18 protein-coding genes are annotated in these 16,311 nt (G+C 68.5%); 12 read left to right on the top strand and 6 right to left on the bottom strand.

What is annotated here, in order from left to right:
- Positions 1-600, top strand: a 600-nt coding sequence (locus tag B5Y19_RS17275; RefSeq protein ID WP_079591853.1) for an ABC transporter permease, incomplete at its 5' end; no start/stop codon positions are given.
- A gap of 48 nt (positions 601-648) precedes the next feature.
- Here B5Y19_RS17275 and B5Y19_RS17270 read toward each other — a convergent pair.
- Entirely contained in the window at positions 649-2,472 is a 1,824-nt protein-coding gene (locus B5Y19_RS17270) for an ABC transporter ATP-binding protein/permease (protein WP_055726348.1), read from the bottom strand.
- A 317-nt stretch (positions 2,473-2,789) separates the two neighbouring features.
- Between B5Y19_RS17270 and dusA the strand changes: the two genes are divergently transcribed.
- The 3 genes from dusA (at position 2,790) to B5Y19_RS17255 (ending at position 5,477) form a co-directional block, all read left to right on the top strand.
- Positions 2,790-3,815: a tRNA dihydrouridine(20/20a) synthase DusA gene (gene dusA / locus B5Y19_RS17265; protein WP_280174386.1), complete on the top strand. Its 1,026-nt coding sequence runs from the start codon at positions 2,790-2,792 to the stop codon at positions 3,813-3,815.
- A 193-nt stretch (positions 3,816-4,008) separates the two neighbouring features.
- Positions 4,009-4,650, top strand: coding sequence for an outer membrane protein (locus B5Y19_RS17260; RefSeq protein ID WP_055726349.1), 642 nt, complete (start codon positions 4,009-4,011; stop codon positions 4,648-4,650).
- A gap of 143 nt (positions 4,651-4,793) precedes the next feature.
- Complete coding sequence (locus tag B5Y19_RS17255; RefSeq protein WP_055726350.1) at positions 4,794-5,477, top strand: response regulator transcription factor; 684 nt, start codon at positions 4,794-4,796, stop codon at positions 5,475-5,477.
- A 65-nt stretch (positions 5,478-5,542) separates the two neighbouring features.
- Here the strand turns inward: B5Y19_RS17255 and B5Y19_RS17250 are convergent, their stop codons facing one another.
- Positions 5,543-6,886, bottom strand: coding sequence for a sensor histidine kinase (locus B5Y19_RS17250; RefSeq protein ID WP_079591842.1), 1,344 nt, complete (start codon positions 6,884-6,886; stop codon positions 5,543-5,545).
- A gap of 15 nt (positions 6,887-6,901) precedes the next feature.
- Here B5Y19_RS17250 and B5Y19_RS17245 point away from each other — a divergent pair, with 15 nt between their 5' ends.
- Positions 6,902-7,774 (top strand): EipA family protein, encoded by an 873-nt coding sequence (locus B5Y19_RS17245; RefSeq protein ID WP_079591841.1) that lies wholly within the window; start codon positions 6,902-6,904, stop codon positions 7,772-7,774.
- A 13-nt stretch (positions 7,775-7,787) separates the two neighbouring features.
- On the opposite strand, the gene B5Y19_RS17240 is transcribed toward B5Y19_RS17245, so the two are convergent.
- Positions 7,788-8,471 carry a lysophospholipid acyltransferase family protein gene (locus tag B5Y19_RS17240; protein ID WP_176168649.1) on the bottom strand — a complete coding sequence of 228 codons (684 nt, stop codon included), beginning with the start codon at positions 8,469-8,471 and terminating at the stop codon, positions 7,788-7,790.
- 102 nt (positions 8,472-8,573) lie between these two features.
- Between B5Y19_RS17240 and B5Y19_RS17235 the strand changes: the two genes are divergently transcribed.
- From B5Y19_RS17235 to B5Y19_RS17220, 4 genes are all read left to right on the top strand, one after another.
- Positions 8,574-8,936, top strand: coding sequence for an ArsR/SmtB family transcription factor (locus tag B5Y19_RS17235; protein ID WP_244555621.1), 363 nt, complete (start codon positions 8,574-8,576; stop codon positions 8,934-8,936).
- Between the two features lie 14 nt (positions 8,937-8,950).
- Positions 8,951-9,385, top strand: a complete 435-nt coding sequence (locus tag B5Y19_RS17230) for an SRPBCC family protein (RefSeq protein WP_079591840.1) — start codon at positions 8,951-8,953, stop codon at positions 9,383-9,385.
- 81 nt (positions 9,386-9,466) lie between these two features.
- Positions 9,467-10,219, top strand: coding sequence for a DUF899 domain-containing protein (locus B5Y19_RS17225; RefSeq protein ID WP_055726356.1), 753 nt, complete (start codon positions 9,467-9,469; stop codon positions 10,217-10,219).
- 94 nt (positions 10,220-10,313) lie between these two features.
- Positions 10,314-11,027: a DUF1428 domain-containing protein gene (locus B5Y19_RS17220; protein ID WP_055726357.1), complete on the top strand. Its 714-nt coding sequence runs from the start codon at positions 10,314-10,316 to the stop codon at positions 11,025-11,027.
- Positions 11,028-11,090: 63 nt separating this feature from the next.
- Here the strand turns inward: B5Y19_RS17220 and B5Y19_RS17215 are convergent, their stop codons facing one another.
- On the bottom strand, positions 11,091-12,332 hold the full coding sequence (locus tag B5Y19_RS17215) for an SMP-30/gluconolactonase/LRE family protein (protein ID WP_055726358.1): 1,242 nt from the start codon (positions 12,330-12,332) through the stop codon (positions 11,091-11,093).
- A gap of 288 nt (positions 12,333-12,620) precedes the next feature.
- Here B5Y19_RS17215 and B5Y19_RS17210 point away from each other — a divergent pair, with 288 nt between their 5' ends.
- Both B5Y19_RS17210 and B5Y19_RS17205 read left to right on the top strand, forming a co-directional pair.
- Positions 12,621-13,460 (top strand): sulfite exporter TauE/SafE family protein, encoded by an 840-nt coding sequence (locus B5Y19_RS17210; protein ID WP_055726359.1) that lies wholly within the window; start codon positions 12,621-12,623, stop codon positions 13,458-13,460.
- A 13-nt stretch (positions 13,461-13,473) separates the two neighbouring features.
- Positions 13,474-13,947, top strand: coding sequence for a GNAT family N-acetyltransferase (locus B5Y19_RS17205; RefSeq protein WP_055726360.1), 474 nt, complete (start codon positions 13,474-13,476; stop codon positions 13,945-13,947).
- A 118-nt stretch (positions 13,948-14,065) separates the two neighbouring features.
- Here B5Y19_RS17205 and B5Y19_RS17200 read toward each other — a convergent pair whose 3' ends face one another.
- Positions 14,066-14,290 (bottom strand): DUF1289 domain-containing protein, encoded by a 225-nt coding sequence (locus B5Y19_RS17200; protein ID WP_079591839.1) that lies wholly within the window; start codon positions 14,288-14,290, stop codon positions 14,066-14,068.
- Positions 14,287-15,249 carry an adenosylcobinamide-GDP ribazoletransferase gene (locus B5Y19_RS17195; RefSeq protein WP_244555620.1) on the bottom strand — a complete coding sequence of 321 codons (963 nt, stop codon included), beginning with the start codon at positions 15,247-15,249 and terminating at the stop codon, positions 14,287-14,289. The genes B5Y19_RS17200 and B5Y19_RS17195 overlap by 4 nt, the downstream gene beginning before the upstream one ends.
- Here B5Y19_RS17195 and cobT point away from each other — a divergent pair.
- Complete coding sequence (gene cobT, locus B5Y19_RS17190; RefSeq protein ID WP_079591838.1) at positions 15,248-16,285, top strand: nicotinate-nucleotide--dimethylbenzimidazole phosphoribosyltransferase; 1,038 nt, start codon at positions 15,248-15,250, stop codon at positions 16,283-16,285. The genes B5Y19_RS17195 and cobT overlap by 2 nt on opposite strands.
- Positions 16,286-16,311: the final 26 nt, after the last annotated feature.

Below are 16,311 nucleotides of genomic sequence, written 5' to 3'. Positions count from 1 at the left end.
TTCCTGGTGGTGGCGCTCTCCGGGCTCATCGGCGTGCCGGCGGCCTATGCGCTGGCGCGGCGGGATTTCCCGGGCAAGAAGCTCGTGATGCTGCTCTTCCTGCTGCCGCTCCTGGTGCCGCCGATCACCTTCGGCATTCCGCTCGCGACCGTGCTCTACCAGACCGGCTTCGCCGGCTCGATGTCGGGCGTGGTGCTGGCGAACCTGGTGCCGACCGTACCCTTCGTCATCCTGGTGATGATCCCGTTCATCGAGCAGATCGACACCAAGATCGAGTCGGCGGCGCGCGTCTTCGGCGCCAACACCTTCAAGCTCTTCGTGCATGTGCTGCTGCCGCTGCTCATGCCGGGCATCCTGGCGGCGCTGCTCCTGGTGCTGGTCCGGACGCTCGCCATGTTCGAGCTGACCTTCCTCACCGCCGGCCCGACCAGCCAGACGCTCGTCGTCGCGCTCTACTACGCGGTCTTCGCCGCCGGCGTGCGCGCGGTGCAGTCGATCGACGCCATGGCCGTGATCTACATGGTCACCACCCTGATCTGGCTCGTCATCGCCCTGCGCTTCGTCAACCCCACACAGATCGTCGCTCGCGCCAAGAAGTGACGCTGGCCGGCGGCGCTCCGCGCGAGCGCCGCCGCGCGACAGGCCGGGTCACTCGGCCTCCGGGCGGTTGTCCTCATTGGCCGCGCTGCGGCTCCGGAACAGCCGCCAGAGCGATTTCCGCAGGCGCCTGGAAGTGACATGGGCGCCGGCGGGGCGGCGCTCGAGCGTGATCTTCTGGTCATGATAGTCCTCGAGGCCGGGCCTGTGGCCGACGCTGATCAGCGTGGCGTCGGCCAGCTCGTTGTCGAACAGGCTGAGCAGCGCGGCCTGGCTCTCCTCGTCGAGCGCCGAGGTCGCCTCGTCCATCACGATGATGTCGGGTTGCAGCAGCAGGAGGCGGGCGAAGGCGACGCGCTGGCGCTCGCCGCCCGACAGGACACGGTCCCAGTCTTCCTCCTCCTCGTCGAGCCGCCGCGCCAGATAGCCCAGGCCGCAGCGCTGCAAGGCTTCGACGATGGTCTCGTCGGCGACGGAACGGTCGGAGTCGGGGTAGAGCAGGATCGCACGCAGGGTGCCGCGGGGCAGATAGGGCTTCTGCGGGACGAAGGCGATCGACTGTCCAGGCGGCACGCGGATCGAGCCGGAGCCCCAGGGCCACAGCCCGGCGAGCGCGCGGATCAGCGTGCTCTTCCCGGAGCCGCTCTCGCCCGCGAGCAGCACTTTCGCACCTCGTTCGACGGTCACGGTGGCGTCCGCCACGACGATGCGGCCGTTGCTGTGGGCGATGGACAGGTTGTCGATATGGATCGCGCCGTCGTCGCTCCGCTCGAGCGCGATCCGGGTGTCTCCTTCCATGATGGTGCCGATGTCCAGCGCCTCGAGCTCCTCGACCAGCTCGTCCACCCGGGTGACGGAAGCGAACCATTCGGCCAGCCTGATGAAGTTGTCGACGAACCAGATCAGGGCGGCCTGGACGGCGCTGAAGGCGGCGACGACCTGCACGACCGCGCCGAGCGTGACCGTGCCGGCGAGGAATTTGGGCGCGATCAGCAGCAGCGGTACGATCGGGAACAGGGCTCCGTTCGTGTTGAGCACCAGCGCGATGATGCCCTGCTGGCGGACGATCCTGAGCCAGGCCGCCACCACGCGCCCATAGCTTTCGCCGACCGAGCTGCGCTCGTCCGCATCGCCCCGGATCAGCGCGATGCTCTCGGCGTTCTCGCGCAGCCGCGTCATCTCGGCCCGGAATTGCGCCTCCATCTCGTTCTTGCGCGCGACCCGCGCGACCAGCGGGCGGCCGGTGAAATAGGCCCCGAGTGAGGCGATCACCGCATAGATGACCGCCGCGACCGCCATGTAGCTGGGGATCACGATCGCGTTTCCGCCCAGGGTGAATTCGGCCGCACCGGCGACCTGCCAGAGGATCGCTGCAAAGGTCGCCGCGGTGACGAAGGCGGTGATCAGCCCGATTGCCAGCTCGACGAGTGGCTCGATGGCGAGGCGGGCATCCTCGGCGATCCGGTATTCCGGCGCGGTCATCTCCTTGGTCAGGAAACCCAGGCGATAATAGCGCTGGTCGGCGATCCACCAGCCGGCTAGGCGGCGCGTCAGGTTCTCGCGCCAGCGCACCTGCAACAGCATCCGGCTGACGACGAGGCCCGACATCGACAGCGCCGCGGCTCCCAGAAGAAAAGGCAGCCAGCCTGTCGTCGCCCAGACCGCGTCGACATCGCGCTTTTCAAGGGCGTCGAAGAACCAGCGGTTCCAGCGGTTGATGCCGACGGCGGCGGCGGTTTGCGCTGCGACGAACAGCAGGACAGCGGCAGTTAGCGCCCAGGCGTGCCAACGGGTTTCCCCGCCCCAGTAGCGCAGTGCGATGCGGAAGAACTGCCGCATGCGGGAGCGTCGCGAGACAAGCGGAGTCTGTGCCATGTCCTCTCCCGGCATGTCCCGGTGACCAGGCCGGCCTCGCCCCGTGCGTGGATGTCCCTCCGGCCACCTCCTCAAACGGCAGGCGGGCCGCGCAGTTCCATGACTGCGATCGCCTGCAGGGGGCCATCGGGACAGATTCGCGTGGCACGCCGGGAACGGAAGCCCTCGCGCTCGCGGGCGATTTGCGCCATATAGGCGGAAGTTCCGCCCTATCGGCAGGTTTGACGAACAGGCTCGCCCTTGCGGGCAAGCCCTCGCTGGCGCCGCCCGCGACGGCGGGCGTCGTCGCAAAGCAAGGCATCGGCAGGTCCAGCGAGTTGAGCAGAGAGATTCAGACCAACGCAGCTGACGGTGCGATCAGCCCCTGGCGCTTCTCGGTCGCCCCCATGATGGACTGGACCGATCGTCATTGCCGGCTCATCCATCGTCTTATGTCGCGCCATGCGCTGCTCTACACCGAGATGGTGACCGCGCAGGCGGTGATCCGCGGCGATCGCGAGCGGCTGATCGGCTTCGATGCGGTGGAGCATCCCGTCGCGCTCCAGCTCGGCGGCAATGACCCGAAGCTCCTCGCCGAGGCGGCACGGATCGGCGCCGATTTCGGCTATGACGAGATCAACCTGAATTGCGGCTGCCCCTCCGACCGGGTGCAGGGCGGCGCCTTCGGTGCCTGCCTGATGCGCGAGCCGGCGTTGGTCGGCGATTGCGTCGCGGCGATGAAGGCGGTGGTTTCAATCCCCCTCACGGTGAAATGCCGCATCGGCGTCGACGATCAGGACCCCGAGGCGGCGCTCGATGCGCTGGCGGCTTCGGTGCGCGCGGCCGGCGTCGATGCCTTGATCGTCCATGCGCGCAAGGCTTGGCTGCAGGGCCTCTCGCCCAAGGAGAACCGCGAGATCCCGCCGCTCGACTACGAGCGCGCCTATCGCCTCAAGGCGGCGAATCCCGATCTGCCCACCGCCGTCAACGGTGGTATCAAGGCGCCGTCCGAATGGCTGCCGCATCTGGAGAGGCTCGACGGCGTGATGATCGGCCGCGAGGCTTATCAGAACCCGGAGATCCTGCTTCAGGCCGATCCGCTGCTCTTCGGCGTCGCGGCGCCGGTGCCGGATGCCTTCGCCATGCTGGAGGCGCTGGAGCCGCATATCGCGGCGCATCTCGAGCGAGGCGGGCGGCTGCACGCCTTCACCCGCCATCTGGTCGGCCTTTTTCCCGGTCGGCCCGGCGCACGCCTCTTCCGGCGCCATCTCGCCGAGCGCTGCGTCGGCGCGGAGGCGACCTTGGCCGACCTGCGTGCCGCCGTGGCGCATGTCTCCCGCCACGAGGCCGCCGCCGCGGCCTGAGGCGGCGCCCTGCATCATGCTCCGCAGCGAGGAGCCGGGCCTGATCGCGCGGCCCCTGCGGCTGCCTCTTCGATGGGCAACCTTGCCGTAATCTTCGCTCGCAATCTGCGCCCTGCTGACCCGCTCCGATCCGCGGAGGCGGGATGCCGGCAGATGCGTCGGCGGCGATCAGAGCCGCCGCAAGGAGTCCTTGATGTTTCGCACCATTTCCCTGGCGGGCCTGGGCCTGCTGGCCCTGTTCTCGGTGCCCGTGGCGGCGGCGGACCGTTCCTTGCCGCGCGCTCAGGAGTGGCCGGTCTACACCGCTCCGCGCGCCTATAACTGGACCGGCGTCTATGCCGGTATCCATGCCGGCGGAGCGTTCGATCGCTTTACCGGCACGACCGCGAAGAAGAGCCGCAACGAGCTGCTGCTCGGCGGCCAGATCGGCTCCAACCTGCAGCTCGGCAACATGGTCTTCGGCTGGGAAGGCGACATGTCGATGAACGGCATGGGCAAGGGCACCAAGCACGGCGGCGTCGGCGCCGACATGCGCTATCTCGGAACCCTGAAGGCGCGCGCCGGTGTCGCTTTCGATCGCCTGTTGGTCTACGGCACCGGCGGTCTGGCCTATGGCAGCCTGAAGGCGACCGACGGTCTCGTGTCGAAGACGAAGAGCAAGCTGGGTTATGTCGTCGGCGCCGGCGCCGAATACGGCATCACCGACCACCTCTCCGCCAAGCTCGAATACAACTACGTCTCGCTCGGCAAGCAGAACTTCCAGCTCGGCAATACGCGCAGCCGCGTCGGCGTCACCGAGCATCTCGTCAAGGCGGGCCTCAACTACCGCTTCTGATCGATCATCGAGGCCGGCCTTCGAGGGCCGGCCTCCCGATCCACGGCCTTTCGGCCGTTTCCAGGTGGGGATGGGGTGGGATACTGGAATCCATCGCCCCGATCCGGCATCACGTTCCATCCCCGCACCCTCACAGGCCAGACATGCGCGCATTGATCGTCGAGGACGAGCCGGACCTGATGGGCTTCCTCTCCTCGCTTCTCACGAATGCGGGGCTGATCGTGGATCGCACCACGACGATCGATGCCGCGCTGGCCGCGTTGCGGACGGCGCCCTTCGACCTTGCCATCGTCGACCGGCGGTTGCCGGACGGCGACGGCCTGTCGATCGTGAAGGCGCTCAGCGCCGAGGAAAAGCGCCCGGCCTTCCTGATCCTGACGGCGCGGGACGCGAAGTCTGACGTCATCGAGGGGCTCAACGGCGGTGCGGACGACTATCTGGTCAAGCCCTTCGAGCCAGACGAGCTGCTCGCCCGCCTGCGGGTGATCCTGCGCCGCCGTCACCCGAGGCGCTCACTGGTCATCGCCGCCGGCAACCTCTCGCTCGACCTCGAGGGGCGCAGCGCCTGCGTCGGGAGCGAACCGCTCGATCTGCGCCGGCGCGAGGCGCTCATCCTGGAAGCTCTCGTGCAGCGCGCCGGGCGCGTCGTCACGCGCGACGTGCTGATCGAGGCGGTCTATGGCTTCGACGATCTGATCGAATCCAACACGCTCGAAGCGCAGATCTCGCGGCTGCGCCGCAAGCTCCGCGATGCCGGGGCGCAGGTCGAGATCACCTCGCTGCGCGGCATCGGTTACATGCTCAAGGCGACCGAGCCGGTGCTCTAGCGCCGCTTTCGATCGGGACGAGGCGCGAGAGCAATCCTAGCGACAAAGCGATGGGGGCTCCCGTATCAGTCGCGGCTGGTGCCGTCCGGCGGGAAGGCCAGGCGTACGATGGTGCCGCCGCCGTCATTGCCGAGAATGGCGATGGAGCCGCCATGGGCGGCCATGATGTCGCGCACGATCGTCAAGCCGAGGCCGGCGCCGGTCGAGCTCTGCGACATGCGGTTGAACGGCTCCAGCGCCTGGTTGCGCTTGCCGCTGGCGATCCCGACGCCGTCGTCGATGACCTCCAGCACGGCCCCGTCGAGCACGCGGACCAGGATGGTCGACCTTGTCCTGGCGTGTCGCAGGGCATTGTCGACGAGGTTGGCGAGCGCCGCCCGGACCGTCGGCTCGTTGGCCTCGATCGTCGCGTGCAGATCGCCTTCCTCTTCGAGCGCGACATCGACGCCATGGGTCAGGATCAGCGGCGCGAGGTCGGCCAGCACCGAGCGCGCGAGCGCATTGAGCTGGATCGGCTCGAACGGCAGCTCGGTCGCGTGGAGCCGGGCGAGCTGCAGCATCGAGGAGACGATGGTGGTCAGGCGGCTCAGATCGGTCGTCAGCTGGAGACGCGCCGGCTGGTCGGGCAGCGCGTCGACCCGGCTGCGCATCACGGCCAGCGGCGTGCGCAGCTCGTGCGCGACGTTGTTCATGAAGCGCCGCTGCACGTCCATATTGCCCGCGATCTGGTCGAGCGCCGAGTTGAGTACCGTGGTCAGCGGCATCAGCTCGACCGGGGTCTCCTCGGTCGGCAGCAATCCGCGTGGCGCGCGCGGATCGATACGGGCCGCCGCTTCGGCGGCGCTGCGCAGCCGCGCGCTGATATAGGATACCGACATCGCGATCGCGGCCGCGATGATGATGCCGAAGACCACGGAGACGATCAGCGCGGGGACGACGATGGCGCGCAGGAAGTAACCCAGGATCAGGTCCCAGCCGGGCGCGCCGCCGCCGGTCGCCACGATGACGCGGCTGCCATCCTTCTCGATGACGTCGAAGGCAAGCGCATTGTCGCCGCCGACGCGCATCTGCGCGGCGATGGTCGGGCCATCCAGCCGGATGTCGATCGGCAGGCCCGGACGCAACGCTGGCGCATACTCGACGACCGATCGTCCGTCGGAGACGAGGTACCAGAGGCGGGGGCTGGCGCGCTCGATCTGTGCGAGCCCGGCGGTCTTCTCGACCTGCAGCCCGCTCTCTGACGATTGGCGTATGCTTTGCTGGATGATCTGTGAGGTGACATCGTTGCGTAGGGCGCCGGGATCCTCGGTGATGAAGGTGAAGGCCAGAACGGCGGCGATGAGGGCCGCGAGCAGGACGATGCCCAGCAGGCCCAGCCGGATGGTGAGGGCGCGCGACAGCGAGGTCACCGTTTTGCTCCGTGCATGCGGGTGCCGGTCGAGCAGGGGGCGGCCGGCAGGGGCGCCGTCGGCCAGGCGCAAATCGGTTCAACGTCGTGGGTCGTCACGGAGCCTCTGTGCGGGTATGGCTTTGAGGACAGGGCGCGCCGCCCTGTCTTGCCCTGCATGGACCGTATTGCCGTTGCCGTTCAACTCTTCCATGAATCTGCCGGCCTGATGCCTGCCTTGCGCGCCGTGGGGAGAGTGGGGCGTCGAGCCTTGCTGCTGGCGGCGCTGCTGGCCGCCCCGCCGCTCTGCGTCCTGGCCCTGGCGCAGGGCACGCCTCCGGCGAAGGAGCAGATTCGGCCGGGCCAGCTGCCGACGACGTCCCGAAACGATATTCTGCGCTTTGTCGAGGGCGCGTTCGACGCGGCCTCTAAGACGGTCAGCATTCCCATCGAGCGTTCGCTCGCCCTGTTCGGAGAGCCCAACGCCTATATCGTCGGCGGCGAGCTGAGCGGCTCCTTCGTGATCGGCGGGCGGCATGGCAGCGGCGAGCTGCGCTTCTCGGAGGGGGCGCCGGAGCCGGTGATCTGGTCGGCCTTGTCGGTCGGCATCGGGCTCGGCGCCGATTATGGCCGGGTGATCATGCTGGTCTACGGCCTGGACCGCCGCGAGGACGTGTTCGGCACCTATGCCAGCCTCGGCGGCAGCGCCCATTTCCTGGCCGGCGCCAATGCCACGATCCTGGCCTCGTCGCGCGCCCGGATCGTGCTGATATCCTCGGGCCTCGGTCTGCGCTTCTCCGGTGATCTCAGCCGCATCCGCATCGAGCCTGCGGGCGAGCCCGAGATCCTGCGCCCGCCCGGCAAGATCTGCGGCAGCCCGGCCGATTGCCCGCCGCCCGCCCGCCCCTGACGGCGGCGCGCGCTCAGCGGGCGCGGCCGAGCGACTGATGGGCCGTGGCATGGAGCTCGTCGAGACGCGCCGAGATATCCATCGCGATCAGGCCGATCTCGCGATCATCGGCCGCCTTGCGGACATAGAGCGGCTCCGACCAGAGGATGCAGCCGCGGCCGAAGGGCAGGGGGATGCTGGCCCGGTCCCAGTTGTCGAGATCGAGGCGGGCGCTGGTGACGGCGGCGAAGAGATAGATCGGCCGGCCGGACGCCCGGGCGAGCTGCACCGCGCCCTTGCCGGCGACGCGCGGCACCTTCGGGACGTCGGCGGTCAGCAGGATGCTGGTGCCGTCGCGTAGCGCGTCGCGCATCTGGAAGAAGGCCGGAACCGCCCGCTTGGCCTGGATCTTCGGGCGGCTCTGCGTTCCCGACCCGCGTATGGTCCGGAAGCCGGCCCGCTCGACGATGGAGGTGACGACGGTGCCGTCGAAATGCAGCGAGGTCAGGATGGCCACCTGCGCCGCGCCTTCGAGCGCGGCCAGGCTCAGCATCTGCTGGCCGTGCCAGGTCAGGGCGATGAAGGGCTCGCGGCTGCGCTCCCAGGGGCGGCCGCCCGGAATGACCGGCTTGAAGCGCGTCGTTCGCTGCACGAACGCGATATAGGCATGCAGCGCGCGGCCGGCGAGCGCCGCCGATTGGGCTGATCTGGGACGCATCATCCGCCCTCCATGGAGAATCGCCAGGAGTGGTCGTTGCTGCGGCTTGCTGGAACATTGCGCGGCCCCTCGCCCCCGCGGGCTTGACGGGGCGCGGAAACGATGCCTACACTTAACTCGATGGTTAAGTTTCAGGAGGCGCAGCTCGACAGGACCTTCTCCGCGTTGGCGGATCCGACGCGGCGGGCCCTGCTCGCGCGGCTGGAGGGGGAGGACGGGCTTTCCGTCAGTGAGCTGGCGAAGCCCTTTCCGGTGTCGCTGCCGGCGATCATGAAGCATCTCGACGTCCTTTCGGATGCCGGGCTGGTCACGCGGACGAAGACGGGGCGCACTGTGTCCTGCCATCTGAACGCCGAGCCGATGGAGGAAGCGATGGGTTGGCTGGCGCGCTATCAACGCTTCTGGACCGAGCGGCTCGACGCGCTGGAGGCGTTGCTCGAGGCGCGGCGCAAGGGCGAAAGCTGAGGAGGGAAGGGCGCATGCACCAACAGGTGACACCGAGCCTCACGCTGAAGCGCCGCCTCAACGCGTCGCCAGCCGAGGTCTACAAGGCCTGGACCGATCCGGAACTGCTCGTGCGCTGGTTCGGGCCCGAGAACGTCGTGGCGCAGGAGGCCGAGCTCGACCCGCGCGTCGATGGCGCCTATCGCGTCGTGATGCGGGAGGACAATGGCGAGCGCCATGAGGTGTCCGGACGCTATATCGAGGTCGTCGAGAACGAGCGGCTCGTCTTCAGCTGGGCCTGGGTGACGACGCCGGAGCGTGTGTCGCGCGTCACCGTCACATTGAAGCCTGATGGCGAGGGCACGATCCTCACTCTGCTGCACGAGAAGCTGTTCGACGATGCGGCCGTGCGTGGCCACACCCATGGCTGGACCGGGAGCATGGAGAAGCTCGAGGCTTACTTCGCCTGAGACGGAGCGAAGCGCTGCCCTGTCCGGCAGCGCATGGAAGGGCCGCCGGCCCCGGCCGGCGGAAGCACAGGAGAGGAGACGATGGAACACAGGATCGTATCCCGTGAGGAGTGGCTTGCCGCCCGCAAGGCGCACCTCGCCAACGAGAAGGAACTGACCCGCCGGCGGGACGCGCTCTCGGCCGAGCGGCGCGCGCTGCCCTGGGTCAGGATCGAGAAGGACTACACGTTCGAGGGCTGGGACGGAGAGCTGTCGCTGGCCGACCTGTTCGCCGGCAAGAGCCAGCTGATCGTCTACCACTTCATGTTCGCGCCCGGCGCCAGCGAAGGCTGCCCGAGCTGCTCCTTCCTCGCCGATCACTTCGACGGCGCGAACCGGCATCTGAAGCATCACGATGTCAGCCTGGTCGCGGTCTCGCGGGCGCCCTATGTCGCCTTCCAGCCGTTCCGGCGTCGCATGGGCTGGGATTTCGCCTGGGTTTCCTCGGCCGGAAGCGACTTCAACTACGACTTCCACGTCTCGCCGAGCCCGGCCGAGAAAGCGGCCGGCCGCTACGAGTACAATTACGAGATGCATGACGGCGAGGGCGGCGAGATGCCGGGCTTCAGCGTCTTCTACCGCGACGAGGCGGGCGGGATCTTCCACACCTACTCGACCTATGCGCGCGGCGGCGACCTGCTGATCGGGACGCACAACTTCCTCGACATGACCCCGAAGGGTCGCAACGAGGGAACGATCATGGACTGGGTTCGCTACCATGATCGCTATGAGGACATGTCGAAGGGCGCGGCGAGCTTCCAGCCGGCGCTGGCCGTCAGCTCCTACTGCGGCTGAACGGGCGGTTTCCGGTTTTCGCAGAGGCCCATAAGGTTGATATCAACGTTTTATCGGAAGGGTTGCCCCGCAACCCTCGATCAGGGAGAGCATGATGGCTTATGTCGAAGGTTTCATCGTCGCAGTCCCGGCTGCGAACAAGGATGCGTATCGCAAGCAAGCGGCCGATGCGGCGCCGCTGTTCAAGGAGTTCGGCGTCAGGCGCCATGTCGAGGCCTGGGGCGACGATGTCCCGGACGGGAAGATCACGGATTTCAAGGGCGCCGTGAAGGCGACGCCCGACGAGGTCGTGGTCTTCTCCTGGTTCGAGTATCCCGACCGCGCGACGCGCGATGCCGCCAATGAGAAGATCATGAGCGACCCGCGCATGAAGCAGATGGGCGAGGCCATGCCCTTCGACGGCAAGCGCATGATCTATGGCGGCTTCGCCTCGATCCTGGACGAGGGGACGGGCGGCGCGATGGGCTATCTGGACGGCGTCCTGCTCGCGGTGCCCGACGACCGCAAGGCCGATTATCGCAGCTTCGCCGCCGGGCACGCGGCGCTGTTCAAGGAGCATGGCGCCCGCCGCGTGGTCGATGCCTGGGGCGACGACGTCCCCGACGGCAAGGTCACCGACTTCAAGGGCGCGGTGAAGGCTGAAGCCGGCGAGACCGTCGTCTTCAGCTGGGTCGAGTGGCCCTCCAGGCGGGAACGCGACGCCGCCTGGGCGAAGCTGATGGCGGACCCGCGGATGGGCGAAATGAAGATGCCCTTCGACGGCAAGCGCGTCGTCTATGGCGGCTTCGCGCCGCTGCTGGATGTGTAAGCACGCCTGACGAAAAGCCCCTCGTTCCGGCGCATGCCGGAATGAGGGGGATGATGAGGGGCGTCAGGCCGGCCCGGCTCCCTGCGTCGCCAGGTAGAGCGCATAGATCGACTGGCTTGCAGCCATGAACAGGCGGTTCCGCTTCGGGCCGCCGAAGCAGATATTGCCGCAGACCTCCGGCAGCCTGATGCGGCCGATCACCTTGCCAGCCGGGTTGAACACGGTGACGCCGTTATAGCCGACGTTCCGGCCGGCATTGCTCGAGGCCCAGAGATTGCCCTCGACATCGCAGCGCAACCCGTCCGGCCCGCAATTGATGCCGTCGATCATGCAGTCCGAGAACAGCTTGCCGTTGGTCGGCTTGTTGTCGGCGCCGACATCGAAGACATGGATGTCGCCCTTGCCGCCGGGGCCGGTATCGCCCGGTCCCTTGCCGGTCGAGGCGACGTAAAGCTTCTTGTGGTCCGGCGAGAAGCACAGCCCGTTGGGATCCGGCACCTGCTCCTCGCGGATGACGAGGTCGAGCCGGCCGCCCGGGTCGAGCCGGTAGACATTCGTCGGCAGCTCGCGCTTGGCGAGGCCGATGCCGGGCGGCTGGCCAAGGCGCGGATTGATCTTGCCGCTGGCATTGCTCGGGCCGCCCGCCGCATCGGGCGCGCCTTCGTAGAGCTGCCCGCCATAGGGCGGGTCGGTGAACCAGTAGCTGCCGTCGGGGTGCGCCACGATGTCGTTGGGCGAATTGAGCTTCTTGCCCTCGAAGGAATCCGCCAGCACGGTCGCCGAGCCGTCGAGCTCGTAGCGCACGACGCGGCGGTTCAGGTGCTCGCAGGAGAGTTGTCGGCCCTGGAAGTCGAAGCTGTTTCCGTTGCTGTAGCCGGACGGCATGCGGAAGACGCTGACATTCCCGTCATCCTCGATCCAGCGCATCTGGCGGTTGCGGGGAATATCGCTCCAGACGAGATAGCGGCCCTGCGCGTTCCAGGCCGGCCCTTCCAGCCAGAGACCGCCGGTCCAGAGCCGCTGGATCGCCGCATTGGGCTGGGCGAGGTTGTTGAAGGACGGGTCCACGGCGATGACGTCCGGATCCCAGAAATAGGTGGTTGGCGCGCCGCGGCGGCTGAAGTCGCGCGGTGGCGTCGTGATCGTCGTGGGCGGGCTGGGGCGATTGGCCGGAGCTTGCGCGAGAGCCGGCGCCGCTGCTGCGGCGAAGGCCGTGGCGCCTGCGGCCTGGATCAACCGGCGGCGCGAGAGCTGGGCGGGCGATGGGATAGCGTCGTCATGCGTCGAATGATGGCCCTCTGACATCGTGTCCTCCTTGGCATTTTGCTGGTTGAAACGATTTAAATTTGCAGAAAGGTCGAAGCGTTCGGTCGCTGAGGTCTCCTTTCCAGGAAGTGGCGGGTTCGCGAGGCGCGGCCGGTGCGGTCGAGCTCGTGGCTGCGGGACGATCCCGCGCGAGGCGCGGGGCGTCAAGCCGGCAATCCCCGCCCCGCGGCCGGAATCTCACGGCGGCCATGCCGGGGCGGCATCTTGCCCCGGCCGGGCAAATGGCCGAGAGATCGGGCGGCCTCATCGGATCCGGATCGAATCTTCATGCTCGCAGGCATTCCTCTCGGCGATCTCGCCTTTCTCGCCGTCTCCCTCGTGCTGGCGGGCGCGGTGACGGGGCTTCTCGCCGGCGTCTTCGGCGTCGGCGGCGGCGCGGTGATCGTGCCGGTGCTCTACGAGATCTTCCGCGTGATCGGCGTGGCGGAGGAGGTGCGCATGCCGCTCAGCGTCGGCACCTCGCTCGCGATCATCATCCCGACCTCGATCCGCTCCTTCAACGCGCACCGGGCCAAGGGGCTGGTCGATCTCTCGATCCTCAAGGTCTGGGCCATTCCGGTGGTCGCCGGCGTGTTGGCCGGCAGCTGGATCGCCCGCTACGCCCCCGCCGACCTGTTCAAGATCGTCTTCGTCGCGGTGGCGACGGTTTCGGCGCTGCGCTTGCTCTTCGCGGCCGATCGCTGGAAATTCGGCGAGGACATGCCCGGCAAGCCGCTGATGGTCGTCTATGGCGGCATCATCGGCGTGCTCTCGGCCCTGATGGGTATCGGCGGCGGTCAGCTCTCCAGCCTGTTCATGACCTTCTACGGCCGCCCGATCCACCAGGCGGTCGCGACCTCCTCCGGCCTCGGCGTCCTGATCTCGATCCCCGGCGCGATCGGCTTCATCTATGCCGGCTGGCCGCAGATGGCCTTGGGGACGCTGCCGCCGCTCTCGCTGGGCTATGTCTCGCTGATCGGGATGATCCTGTTCATCCCGACCTCGATCTGGACCGCCCCGATCGGTGCGCGGCTGGCGCATCGCCTGTCGAAGCGGCGCCTCGAGGTCGCCTTCGGCCTGTTCCTGCTCGTCGTCGCGAGCCGCTTCGTCTGGTCGCTGCTGCACTGATCGGTCAGTGCCGATGAGCGAAACCGTCATCCGGCTGCTGCAGCCCGCCGATCATCAGCCGCTCGCGGCGCTGATGGTCGAGATGCAGGGGCATTATGCGGTGCCGTGCCCGCCGGTCGCCGAGATTCTGGCCGGTCTCGCCGACCTGCCGGCGGGAGTCGACATCCTCGTCGCGGTCAAGGCCGAGGCGGTGCTGGGCTTTGCCTCGGCCTGCAATCTCTATCCGGGCCCGGGGCTGAAATCGGGCTTCTTCCTCAAGGAGATCTACGTCGCGGATGCGGCGCGCGGCGCGGGCCTCGGCCGGAAGCTCATGACGGCGCTGGCTGAGCTCGCTTTGGAGCGCGGCCATCGTCGCATCGACTGGACGGCCGACGCCGACGATGCCGCGCTGCTGCGTTTCTATGACGGTCTTGGCGCGGCCGCTTCTCCGAAGAAGGTGTTCTATCGCCTGACCGGCGACGCGCTGGCCGATCTGGCGGGCCGCTAACCGTCATTCCCGGGCGAAGCGCAGCTTCGAACCGGGAAACTCAGGATGGGAGCCCTCTGGTTTCGTCGTTGCGAGGAGCATAGCGACGAAGCAATCCAGAGGGATCGGGTGCAAGATTTCAACCGGTCCCTCTGGATTGCTTCGCTTCGCTCGCAATGACGGTTTGCGCGGCATTCGGCTCGGCCAATCGCTCGGGCAACGCGGCCATGATCGCGAGCCGTTCGGCCTCGCTCAAACGGCTCCATTGCGCGATTTCGGCAAGCGTCCGTCCACAGCCCTCGCAGCGCCCGCTCACCGGATTGATGACGCAGATCCTGATGCAGGGCGTGGAGACGCCGGTCATCGCATGCCCCAAACCAGCGCCAGCGCTAGGCCCAGATAGATCACGATCTCGGCGAGCTGCTGCGCCGCGCCGAGGATGTCGCCGGTCTGCCCGCCGATCAGCCGCCGCGCCAGCCGGGACAGCACGGCCGTTGCCCCATGCGCCAGCGCGAAGCCGATGAGCAGCCCCGCCACCGGCAGCTGCGCCGCCAGTGCGATCCCGGTCGCGAGGAACAGGCTCAGTGCCAGCGCGATCCGCGCCGTGACAACCGTCGGCTGGCCGACCGAAGCGGCCGCGCCGGTGCTGCGTGCGGCCGGCTGCGTCGCGAGCAGGAAGAGCCCCTCGGCGCGGGACCAGGGCGCCGCCGCGAGCACCGCCGCCGCCGCCGCGACCGCTCCCGAGCGATCGAGGATCATCGCGATCAGGCTCGCCCGCAGCAGCAGGGAGAGGCCGAGCGCCAGCGCGCCATAGGAGCCGATGCGGCTGTCCTTCATGATCTCGAGCCGGCGCTCGGGCGTGTGTCCGCCGAAGAGTCCGTCGGCGCTGTCGGCGAGCCCGTCCTCGTGGAAGGCGCCGGTGGTGAGCGCCAGCGCCGTCAGCGCCAGGACGGCGACGACGAGGCCGCCGAGGCCCGCCAGGCCTGCGCCCAGGGTCACGGCCGCCGCCGGCAAGGCGATGACCAGCGCGGCGAAGGGCAGGGCGCGCGGCACCGCGCGGAAATCGGGAAGCGCATGGCTGTCGGTCTCGCCCGGCAGCGACGGCACCGGCAGGCGCGACCAGAAGCGCAGGCAGATCGCGGTCGCGATCGTCCAGCCCGGCCAGTCCGGCGGGGTCGTTTCCGTCGTGGTTTCGGCGTCCGCCATGCTGGCTGCGTCGCTCCGCTCGATTGTCTTCATGCCTGTGAGGCTATAGCAGCAGCGCAGACCTCGCTGCCACGCCTCCTGCGTCGGCGAGAAGCCCTTGCCCGACGGAACAGCCATGGCCGCCTCCGGATTGCCCTTCGACGATATCCGCGAACTCATCGCCGCGATGCCCGGCCCCGACATGGCCGCGGCCAACACGGTGCGCGCCCGCGACGCCAACCTGACCAAGCCGGCCGGCAGCCTCGGCCGCATGGAGGAGATCGCCGAATGGCTCGCCGCCTGGCAGGGCAAGGCGCCGCCGCGTGTCGATCGCCCGCTGGTCTGCGTCTTCGCCGGCAATCACGGCGTGGTGGCACAGGGCGTCTCGGCCTATCCGCAGACGGTGACTCGCCAGATGCTGGAGAATTTTGCGGCTGGCGGCGCGGCGATCAACCAGATCTGCGCGGCCTACGACCTCGGCTTCAAGGTCTTCGACCTCGCGCTCGACTTGCCGACGGGAGATTTCACGCAAACTGACGCGCTCGACGAGCGCGCCTGCGTCGCCACCATGGCCTTCGGCATGGAAGCACTCGTCGGCGGGACCGACCTGCTCTGCCTCGGCGAGATGGGCATCGGCAACACCACCTCGGCGGCGGCGATCTACGCCGCGCTCTATGGCGGCGACGCTGCGCATTGGTGCGGGCGCGGCACCGGTCTCGACGATGCCGGGCTCGGCCGCAAGGTGGCGGCGGTGGAGGCGGGGCTCGCGCTGCATCGCGCCCATCTCAAGGACCCGCTCGAGGTGCTGCGCCGGCTCGGCGGGCGCGAGGTCGCGGCGATCTGCGGCGCCATCATCGCCGCCCGCTTGCAGCGCATCCCGGTGATCCTCGACGGCTATGTCGTGACGGCCGCTGCCGCGATCCTGCATGCGATCGAGCCTTCCACGATCGGCCACTGCATCGCCGGCCATCTCTCGGCCGAGGGCGCGCATGCCGACGTGCTGGCCCGCCTCGGCAAGGTGCCGCTGCTCGCCCTCGACATGCGCCTGGGCGAAGGCACGGGGGCGGCGCTCGCCGCCGGCCTCGTCAAGGCGGCGGCGGCGGTCCATTCCGGCATGGCGACCTTCGAGCAGGCCCAGGTGGCGCGCAAGGACGACGGGGCGATTCGGCACTGATCCGCCGCGCCCGGCGCGCGCTTCTG

Source organism: Allobosea thiooxidans (genome assembly GCF_900168195.1).
Taxonomy (GTDB): Bacteria; Pseudomonadota; Alphaproteobacteria; order Rhizobiales; family Beijerinckiaceae; genus Allobosea; species Allobosea thiooxidans.
The sequence above is the reverse complement of the archived record's forward strand: the minus strand, read 5'-3'. Positions and strand labels throughout refer to the sequence as shown.

Excerpts from the sequence above, each read along its gene's own strand:
- B5Y19_RS17235 (WP_244555621.1), top strand. The coding sequence starts at position 8,574 with ATGCCTACACTTAACTCGATGGTTAAGTTTCAGGAGGCGCAGCTCGAC.
- B5Y19_RS17230 (WP_079591840.1), top strand. The coding sequence starts at position 8,951 with ATGCACCAACAGGTGACACCGAGCCTCACGCTGAAGCGCCGCCTCAAC.
- B5Y19_RS17260 (WP_055726349.1), top strand. The coding sequence starts at position 4,009 with ATGTTTCGCACCATTTCCCTGGCGGGCCTGGGCCTGCTGGCCCTGTTC.
- B5Y19_RS17225 (WP_055726356.1), top strand. The coding sequence starts at position 9,467 with ATGGAACACAGGATCGTATCCCGTGAGGAGTGGCTTGCCGCCCGCAAG.
- B5Y19_RS17205 (WP_055726360.1), top strand. The coding sequence starts at position 13,474 with ATGAGCGAAACCGTCATCCGGCTGCTGCAGCCCGCCGATCATCAGCCG.
- B5Y19_RS17245 (WP_079591841.1), top strand. The coding sequence starts at position 6,902 with ATGCGGGTGCCGGTCGAGCAGGGGGCGGCCGGCAGGGGCGCCGTCGGC.
- B5Y19_RS17240 (WP_176168649.1), bottom strand. The coding sequence starts at position 8,471 with ATGCGTCCCAGATCAGCCCAATCGGCGGCGCTCGCCGGCCGCGCGCTG.
- B5Y19_RS17200 (WP_079591839.1), bottom strand. The coding sequence starts at position 14,290 with ATGACCGGCGTCTCCACGCCCTGCATCAGGATCTGCGTCATCAATCCG.
- B5Y19_RS17210 (WP_055726359.1), top strand. The coding sequence starts at position 12,621 with ATGCTCGCAGGCATTCCTCTCGGCGATCTCGCCTTTCTCGCCGTCTCC.
- B5Y19_RS17215 (WP_055726358.1), bottom strand. The coding sequence starts at position 12,332 with ATGTCAGAGGGCCATCATTCGACGCATGACGACGCTATCCCATCGCCC.
- B5Y19_RS17220 (WP_055726357.1), top strand. The coding sequence starts at position 10,314 with ATGGCTTATGTCGAAGGTTTCATCGTCGCAGTCCCGGCTGCGAACAAG.
- B5Y19_RS17195 (WP_244555620.1), bottom strand. The coding sequence starts at position 15,249 with ATGGCTGTTCCGTCGGGCAAGGGCTTCTCGCCGACGCAGGAGGCGTGG.
- cobT (WP_079591838.1), top strand. The coding sequence starts at position 15,248 with ATGGCCGCCTCCGGATTGCCCTTCGACGATATCCGCGAACTCATCGCC.
- B5Y19_RS17270 (WP_055726348.1), bottom strand. The coding sequence starts at position 2,472 with ATGGCACAGACTCCGCTTGTCTCGCGACGCTCCCGCATGCGGCAGTTC.
- B5Y19_RS17255 (WP_055726350.1), top strand. The coding sequence starts at position 4,794 with ATGCGCGCATTGATCGTCGAGGACGAGCCGGACCTGATGGGCTTCCTC.